At 44.8% G+C, this 8,462-nt stretch carries 6 protein-coding genes; 3 read left to right on the top strand and 3 right to left on the bottom strand.

The genetic code is table 11. From position 1 onward, the window contains the following. Positions 1 to 259: 259 nt before the first annotated feature. From WBA89_RS01835 to rpiA, 3 genes are all read right to left on the bottom strand, one after another. The gene (locus WBA89_RS01835) at positions 260 to 1,015 is read right to left on the bottom strand and encodes a Fe-Mn family superoxide dismutase (RefSeq protein WP_424403527.1); all 756 of its coding nucleotides are present in this window, start codon (positions 1,013 to 1,015) and stop codon (positions 260 to 262) included. A gap of 217 nt (positions 1,016 to 1,232) precedes the next feature. Further along, positions 1,233 to 2,435, bottom strand: a complete 1,203-nt coding sequence (locus WBA89_RS01830) for an aldo/keto reductase (RefSeq protein ID WP_424403529.1) — start codon at positions 2,433 to 2,435, stop codon at positions 1,233 to 1,235. A 210-nt stretch (positions 2,436 to 2,645) separates the two neighbouring features. Beyond that, positions 2,646 to 3,362, bottom strand: a complete 717-nt coding sequence (gene rpiA, locus WBA89_RS01825) for a ribose-5-phosphate isomerase RpiA (RefSeq protein WP_424403525.1) — start codon at positions 3,360 to 3,362, stop codon at positions 2,646 to 2,648. A 214-nt stretch (positions 3,363 to 3,576) separates the two neighbouring features. Between rpiA and WBA89_RS01820 the strand changes: the two genes are divergently transcribed. The 3 genes from WBA89_RS01820 to WBA89_RS01810 all read left to right on the top strand — a co-directional run bounded on the left by WBA89_RS01820 (position 3,577) and on the right by WBA89_RS01810 (position 8,025). After that, positions 3,577 to 4,278 (top strand): hypothetical protein, encoded by a 702-nt coding sequence (locus tag WBA89_RS01820; RefSeq protein ID WP_424403523.1) that lies wholly within the window; start codon positions 3,577 to 3,579, stop codon positions 4,276 to 4,278. Then, on the top strand, positions 4,253 to 4,660 hold the full coding sequence (locus WBA89_RS01815; protein WP_424403521.1) for a glycosyltransferase: 408 nt from the start codon (positions 4,253 to 4,255) through the stop codon (positions 4,658 to 4,660). The genes WBA89_RS01820 and WBA89_RS01815 overlap by 26 nt, the downstream gene beginning before the upstream one ends. A gap of 110 nt (positions 4,661 to 4,770) precedes the next feature. Then, positions 4,771 to 8,025 carry a tetratricopeptide repeat protein gene (locus tag WBA89_RS01810; protein ID WP_424403519.1) on the top strand — a complete coding sequence of 1,085 codons (3,255 nt, stop codon included), beginning with the start codon at positions 4,771 to 4,773 and terminating at the stop codon, positions 8,023 to 8,025. Positions 8,026 to 8,462: the final 437 nt, after the last annotated feature.

Here is an 8,462-nt window from a genome sequence, read left to right as displayed (position 1 = left end):
TTGGACGGCGGAGGAAGAGACGGATTTGCAAAGTGCGATCGAGCGTTTGGGCGGCACACTTGAGTCAGTCGAATCATTTACAACGCCGACGAGTCAGGGCGCGCGCCACTGCGTTTACTTGCGGAAAACTGTACAGCAGTTCGATCGCCCGATTCGTTAGCTAGAGAACGTTTATATTGGCGGGATTGATATCAAGCGATCTTTGTATTTTAGAGATAACAAATAGTGTAGCTCGATCGCAGCTACACACTTTGTGAAACTAACCGATCGCCTTTTCGTAGCGCTTGTTAACTTCCGTCCAATTAACCACATTCCACCACGCTTTCAAGTAGTCGGCGCGGAGGTTTTGATACTTGAGATAATAAGCGTGTTCCCAAACATCATTGCCCATGATTGGATAGTTGCCCTCCATGAAAGGAGTGTCTTGATTGGCAGTAGTTGCAATTTCTAATTTGCCTGCTTTATTGCGAACCAGCCAAACCCAACCGCTGCCAAAACGCTTAGTTCCAGCTTCGTTAAATTTTGCTTGAAAATCGCTAACACTGCCGAAACTTTCCTTGATTGCTGCGGCAATTGCTCCTGTGGGTTCGCCGCCGCCATTGGGACTCATGATTTCCCAAAACATAGTGTGATTGAGGTGTCCGCCGCCGTTATTCCGCACGGTTGTGCGAATATCTTCCGGCACTTTGCTCAAATCTCTGAGCATATCTTCCGCACTAATGTTTTTAAGTTGGGGGTGTTTGCTGACAGCTTCGTTGAGGTTTTTAACGTAGGCGGCGTGATGTTTGTCGTGGTGAAATTGCATTGTCCGCGCGTCGATGTGCGGTTCTAAAGCGTTGTATTCGTAAGGTAGAGGCGGCAGTGTAAAAGGGCCGGGAGTTTGAGCGATTTTTGGGCTTTCTGCAATGGCAGTTGATTGCACTACATTATTTCCTGACGCTTGGCAAGCACCTGCAGTAATAGATCCGACGCTAGCTGTTAGCAAATACAAGAAGTCTCGGCGTTTGAGAGTCATAAAAAATACCTAAGTGGATTATTAACTGTTCGCTCTCAGATTAAAGCAAAATGGGAGGGAGTTTGGAAAAAAAAGTTATATCGCCCGAATGGATGAGACGGATGGGTGATGGTTGTGAGAGTTTTTTCAGTATACGCTAATTGTGTGCGCCTGAGTAAAACTCATGTGTTCCGGTTAACTAACCCGGTTTCTATGTTGAAACCGGGTTTTTTTTAGATTATTCTTGGGACAATCGTTGAACAGCTTGGGACAATCGTTGAACAGATTCACCTCCAAAAAGTCGATCGGCTGCTTGCAGAATACCGGGAATTTTAGCAGCGTGGGGGCTATGGGCTAGACAGCGGCGCAAGTCTAATTCATCGAGGCTATCGGCTTTTTTGCCCGGAAACCAGTGCCCCGCATTACCTAAAAGATTGTAGCGCATCTTGCAATAGTCGATCATATCGTAAGCATTCGCCAAATTCCACAGCCATAAAATCACTGGAATGTTAATACCTCCGGGAGTATTTTCGATAGTTGGCAAACCGACGTGCCAAGTCTTAAACCAATCTTCTCCTAATTTATCAATCGCTGCATTTTCCAACCTTGCTAATATCGGCGGCAACAATTCATCGGCTCTATCTAACAATTCTATAGCTTTGAGATGCTCGTTAAAATCTTCAGGTTTAGCAGCACCCAAACTCAAAGTATGTACATGAGGATGCGACAAACAAAACAAATCGTTAAACGCGATCGGACTCAGCGGATAGCACAAATCTACCAATTTTTGCGGCGGGCTGTAAAGTTGACCGCCTTTGTCAGAAGGACTGATAATAAACACGCCCATATCGTGACGTTTAGCAGCTTCAATTGCGGGAAAATTACTTTGATTGATGTAGTACCAGTGCAAGTTAAGATAATCAAATTGATTGGTTTCAATTATTTTGACAATCACATCCGTTGGCCCGTGAGTTGAAAAACCGATAAACCGAACTTTGCCCTCTGCTTGCAATTTTCTAGCAACATCCATGCAGCCGCCAGGACGCATACAATCCTCTAGGAGTTCCCAAGTATTAATGCCATGTATTGACAGCAAATCGACGTATTCTAATTGCAAATAAGCTAAGGATTTTTCAAACTCTTCGCGAAATTTCTGAGAGTTTGATTTAGGAACTACTTTAGTCTGAACTATCAATTTTTCGCGGGGAAATGACGGCAAAATCCACCCCAATTGCATCTCCGAACTGCCGTAACCGCGAGCAGTTTCTATGTGATTGATGCCGCATTCGATAGAATAGCGAATTGTGGCTTCTACATTTTGTTGATTGTCTGGTGGAATCTCATTTGCTGGTACGTCTTGCCATTTGTGGTGATATCTCATGCCGCCGCAGGAAAAGACTGGCATGGATAATTCTGTGCGACCAAATCTGCGATATTGCATCATAAGTTATTAGTTATTAGTTGTTGGTTGTTGGTTGTTGGTTGTTAGTTGTTAGTTGGTTGTTAGTTGTTGGTTATTGGTGGTTAATATAAGTTAATTAAGCAAGCTTTTTCTTTTTTGCGGGCTGTAGTTTACATTTCAGTTTTTTTTGTGAACAGGCAAGATGCCTGTTCCACAAAGAGTTTTTGACAAGCCGCGGGTAAGTTTTGACTATTTAGAAATCTCGCGCACTGCGGATTTTCCTTCCTTGATTTCGCCGACTAAAACTAAATCAGTACAGCCTACAAATAATCCATTTTCTAACACACCGGGAATGTTATTCAATGTTTTTTCCATTTCTCCGGGGTTAGGAATGTCATCAAATTTGACATCAATTACCATGTTACCTTGGTCGGTAATTACTGGGCCGGCTTTTTTGATTCCCATGCGGAGTTCTGGTTTGCCTCCCAATTTTTCGATGGCGCGAGTAACGGGGGTGATTGCCATCGGTATTACTTCGATGGGTACGCGAAAAGTCGAACCCAATTTATCTACCATTTTGGAACTGTCAACTACTACAATAAACTGAGTTGCGAGGTAATCGACAACTTTTTCGCGGGTGTGCGCTGCGCCGCCACCTTTAATTAAGTTGAGGTGGGGATCGACTTCATCAGCGCCGTCTATAGCTACGTCGATTCTGTCAATCTCATCTAATGTTGTCAGCGGCACTCCGTATTGTTTAGCCAATACTTCTGATTGAAAGGATGTCGGGACTCCTTTGATATCTTTGAGTTCTCCTGATTTTATGCGATCGCCCAACGCTTGAATAGTATAAGCTGTAGTTGACCCCGTGCCGAGTCCGACAATCATACCAGATTTTACGCGATCGGCTGCTGCAAAGCCGACTTGCTGTTTCATCAATTTTACGGGATCTTGTTCTGTGGTCATGTTCGGTACTCCTTAATAGTTTTAAGATTATACCATTTATTATGGATTTATTTAACCGCAGAGAGCGCAGAAAACGCAGAGAGGAAGAAGCAGAAGAGACGGCACTCGCAAATTGTTTCAAGTGGGAAATTCTCTCTTTCTTCTCTGCGCCCTCTGCGCCCTCTGTGGTTAAATAAAAAAAATCTAGTTCACAAATCGGCGGATAATTGCCATAATGAAAATCGGATTTCTGGATACCTACACTTGGGATTATAATATTGAAACTCCTTACCGCGAACCTTTGGGCGGCACTCAGTCGGCTATTTGTTATTTAGCTGAGGCCTTGGCTGCGCTGGGAAATCAGGTATTTTTACTTAACAATACTTCCGAGTCTGGGATGTGGCGCGGCGTTGATTGCAGGCACAGGGTAGGGGATAAAGCTAATTTAGAATTGCTGCGATCGCTCGATTTTTTAGTTATAGTCAATATAGTCGGCAAAGCGCTGGAAATTAAGCTTCTTTTGGGCAAACATACTAAGTTAATTTTGTGGATTCATAACGAACCAGGCTTTGTTTTTCTTGAGGATTTTAATAATTTTCAAGAAATTAATGCGTGCGATGCTTTTGTTTTTGTCAGCGACTGGCAGCGCGAGCAATTTCATGCTCGTTTTGGGATTGACTTGAATCGCAGTTATGTTTTAAGAAATGCGATCGCACCTTGTTTGGCTAACCTTTTTTACGATAATATTTCTATCTTATCTCAAAAATCTCATCCGCCAATTCTAGCTTACACCAGCACTCCATTTCGCGGACTCGATATTTTGTTGAAAGTCTTTCCCGAAATTCGTCAAGCTGTCCCCGGCACTAGATTGAAAGTATTTTCTAGCATGAAAGTACACCAAATAGACGACAATGATAACAACCTGTTTTTTCGGTGATATTTACGAAGAGTGTCAGGCAACAGCAGGCGTTGAGTACATCGGTTCGGTACCGCAACCCGAACTCGTCCGGAAACTGCGTTCTGTCGCGGTTTTAGCTTACCCCAATACCTATTTGGAAACGTCATCTATTGCGGTGATGGAGGCGATGGCCGGCGGTTGCCGGATTGTGACGAGTGATTTGGGGGCTTTGCCGGAAACAACGGCTGGATTTGCGCGTCTAGTTTCTATGTCGGGGGCCGAAAATTTGGCATCGGTAACTAATTGGAACCGTGCCGGAAAACCGGATTGGGAGGGATATACAAGGCGGTTTGTTGAGGCGACAGTCTCAGTTTTAAAAGAGTTTGCCGGGGCCGGGGCGCCACTGCTGAAAATCATCTGAGACGGCAGGTAGAATATATAAATCGAGGGTGTACTTGGTCTGTGCGTGCCGGAGAGTGGGTAGAATGGTTGAATATTATTAGTGTAAAACCTGTAAGAGTGGCAGAGAAAATGATCGCGGATTCTTTGGTAGATTTCAAGGCAGTTAAAAGTTATTTCCTAAAGGGCAATCGGCTGAAAGATGCAGGCAATTTCGATGGCGCTATTGAAAATTATCAGCAAGCTTTAGAGTTGAATCCAGCCGAGGCGGAAGTTCATAAAAAGTTGGCGGAAGTTTATGTTTTGCAAGGAGAATTTGCTGGGGCGATCGCCCAATGCAATCTCGCCCTTAAATTCCAACCGAATTTTGCTGCCGCTTACTTGACGCTGGGCAATGCCCTGCAGGCTGAAGAGAAGCTGGAAATGGCAATTAAAGCTTATTTGCAAGCTTTAGAAATTCAGCCGGAATTTGCCGAAGCTAGCGCGAATCTCGGCAGTATGTATTACAAGTTAGGGCAATTGGAACGGGCGGCAAATTGTTACCAAAAAGCTGTTGCTATTAATCCTGAATTGTGTTCTGTAAATTTGATGCTGGCGGGCGTTTTGCAGCAGCAAGGAAAGTTAGATGCAGCAATTGCTTGCTGTCAAAAAGTGCTGCAACTGCAACCTGGAGATACTAGCGCTGCGGAAAAAATATCGAGTTTAATTAAACAACAACAGCAAGCAACTGTCGCCAGCCAAGTCATCGAATTAGAAACAGAATCAGACGCAGCGCAACCAATATCTGTCAATAAAGATGAAGGCTACGGCTTGCAGCCTTCTAGCATCAATTTACCGCCTGCGCCTACCACAGAAAATTTAAATACTCCGTTTACCAACCCCGCCGCAGTTTCCGAACAAGTTACCTCGCTGAAGGTTCCCGACAGCAGACAAATTGCCAATTATCAAGAAGTAGAACCCTACAAAAAACTGGCAGAAAACTGTTTAGTTCAAGGTAAAATTAAAGAGGCGATCGCAGCGTGCCAGCAAGCCCTAAAAATTCGCCCCGATTACATCCACGCTTACGTCACTTTAGGCAATGCTTTGCAAGCGGGAGGCAAAATTGAAGCTGCTATTCGATCGTACTCTCAAGCCTTAGAATTGCAGCCAAACTTTGCGGAAGTGCGGGCCAATATTGGCAGTATGTACTTTAAAATGGGACGTTTGTCAGAGGCGATCGCCAATTACCAGCAAGCCATTGCCCTAAGTCCCGATTTAGCGGGCGCTCACTGGAATTTAGGGAAAGTATATCACAAACACGGCAACATTGAAGCAGCGATCGCCTGTTTTAAGAGAACATCCGAGCTCAACCCGCAGCTTGTCGGTGCCGACTTCCACTTTAACCTGGGAAATCGACTTTTCACTCAAGGAAAGCGCGACGAAGCCGTTGAAAGCTACGAAAAGGCGATCGCCATTAAACCCGATTGGGCAGAAGCCTATGCTAACATCGGCAGCGCGCGATCGCAACAAGGCAATCTCGATTCTGCCATCGCTTACTATCAAAAAGCTGTAAGTTTCAAGCCAGAATTAGAAGTTCTGCACTTCAATTTAGGCAACTCATTCTTACAGCTATGCAGGTATGAAGAAGCAATTATTCATTACCAAAATACCCTCAAAATCAAGCCAGATTGGCCGGAAGTTCACGCTAACCTAGGCAGTTGTTTTTCCATGCTGGGGCGGCTGGAAGAAGCTTTAACCAGCTATCAGCAAGCTTTGACACTAAAACCGGATTGGGCAGAGGTTTACTGCCGGATGGGACACATTCAGAAGCAAGATAAGCCATTAGAGGCGATCGCACATTTTGAAAAGGCGATCGAATGCAGCCCCAAATTCAGCGAAGCCCACCAACAACTCTGCGACTTGCTAAGCCACTCCACCAACCTCGCCAGAGCCCGCAGCGTCGCCGACAAATACTGCGAATTTTGCGGCGACAATGCCCCAGTCATGTCAGCCACAGCCTACGTCTTTTCCTACCTGCAATCAGGTGTCAGCAAACAGGCAATTCAGAAACTCGAAGAAATCGAAAAACTCTGCTACGAAAAAGTCGAAACCTTTAGCGTCATCGAACTAAAACTGCTTTACGAAATCTTCCTATTTGCAGTTTCTCACCTGCGAGACAACCGCCAAAAAAATGCCAGTTTCTACCGATTAGTTGCCAAGGAATACTACAAAAAAGCCGTCATGCAGCGGCAGCAAATCAACCGCATCAAATCGGCAAATTTCCTCACAAAACAACAGCCCTTAAAAATAGGCTTCCTTTCCAAACACTTCCGCCGCCACTCAGTAGGCTGGTGCAGCGAAGCTTTAATTCGCGAATTAAGCCGCATCACTCCCCACGTTCACCTTTACGTCACCGGCAAACTCAACCGAGATGAAGTTACCGAACGATTTGAAGAAATGGCCGGCAAGTTTTACTGGCCGAAAAAATATCCCAACGGCTTTGCTGACGGCGGCGAAATCCTCGCGGAAGTAGTGCAAGACGATTTGGATGTTTTAATAGACTTAGACTCGATGACAGTGCCGACAAATGTCGAAGTGCTGTATCAATATCCTGCGGGAATTTGCGTTTCTTGGCTGGGATTCGATGCGCCCTACATTTCGGAAAATCATTACTTTCTCTGCGACGAACACACTCATCCCCCAGGCGTGGAAGAACATTACTTAGAACAGTTAGTTAGATTGCCTAGTTGTTCGGTAGCAATTGGCGCGCTGCAAAGCATTGCCGTGAATCGAGAAGCGATTAGAAATGCTCTGGGAATTGGCTTAAATCAAATGGCTTATCTGTGTGTTGCGCCAGGGAGAAAAACGAATCCCGAAATGGTGCAAGCTCAAGTTAGAATCCTCAAAGAAGTACCAGATAGTTTGTTGATTCGCAAAGGCCAAGGAGACCCGGATATTATTCACAGCACTTACCGCGAAGAATGCGATATTCAAGGAGTAGATTTTGCTCGAATTAAGTTTATCGGGCAAACCAGAACCGAGGAAGAACACCGGGCTATTTATTATGTAGCTGACGTGCTGTTAGATTCCTATCCTTACAACGGCGGTACTCACAATTTAGAGGCTTTGTGGGCGAATTTGCCAGTGGTAACTCGATCCGGCGACCAATATCTTTCGCGGATGGGTTACGCTTTTCTCAAGAGTGCAAATCTTGATGTCGGCGCGGCTTGGAGTTGGGAAGAATACACGCAGTGGGGAGTTAAGTTTGGGCAGGATGCTGGTTTGAGAAATGCGGTGAAACAGCATTTAGTAAAATCTAAACAGCCGGAACATCTCGCACCTTTGTGGAATCCTAAAAAGTTGGCTGAGGAGATGTATGAAGTGTTTCAGAAACTGTTAGCTAAATAGGCGGAGCATTGGGCATTGGGCATTGGGCATTGGGCATTGGGCATTGCTGCTATAGCAATCCCTCATCAGTTGGGAGCTTTTTTCATTCTCTCTTCTCTTCCTCTGTGCCCTCTGCGCCCTCTGCGGTTCAAAAAAAAAACAGAGATATCAAGTACAGAAACGCGATTTCTGGATATTTTTACGCAACGCCGAGTAAAGTTTTGTAACAAAATTCGTGAAAATGCGTAAAAATCCCGCGCCAAGCCTGATATATAAATGCTGATTCATAGTACGGCGATCGCCCTAACTTTATGCCAGTTGGGGCGATCGCTTTTTTTAACAATTCTTCAGATGGCTGACTAATGACTAATGACTAATGACTAATGACTAATGACTAATGACTAATGACTAATGACTAATGACTAATGACTAATGACTAATGACTAATGACTAATGAC

The sequence above is a fragment of the Microcoleus sp. genome (assembly GCF_049646505.1).
Classification (GTDB): domain Bacteria; phylum Cyanobacteriota; class Cyanobacteriia; order Cyanobacteriales; family Microcoleaceae; genus Microcoleus.
This window is presented reverse-complemented; position numbering and strand designations above follow the sequence as displayed.

Coding starts and splice junctions, on each gene's coding strand:
- WBA89_RS01830 (WP_424403529.1), bottom strand. CDS start 2,435: ATGCAATATCGCAGATTTGGTCGCACAGAATTATCCATGCCAGTCTTT.
- WBA89_RS01835 (WP_424403527.1), bottom strand. CDS start 1,015: ATGACTCTCAAACGCCGAGACTTCTTGTATTTGCTAACAGCTAGCGTC.
- WBA89_RS01815 (WP_424403521.1), top strand. CDS start 4,253: ATGATAACAACCTGTTTTTTCGGTGATATTTACGAAGAGTGTCAGGCA.
- WBA89_RS01820 (WP_424403523.1), top strand. CDS start 3,577: ATGAAAATCGGATTTCTGGATACCTACACTTGGGATTATAATATTGAA.
- rpiA (WP_424403525.1), bottom strand. CDS start 3,362: ATGACCACAGAACAAGATCCCGTAAAATTGATGAAACAGCAAGTCGGC.
- WBA89_RS01810 (WP_424403519.1), top strand. CDS start 4,771: ATGATCGCGGATTCTTTGGTAGATTTCAAGGCAGTTAAAAGTTATTTC.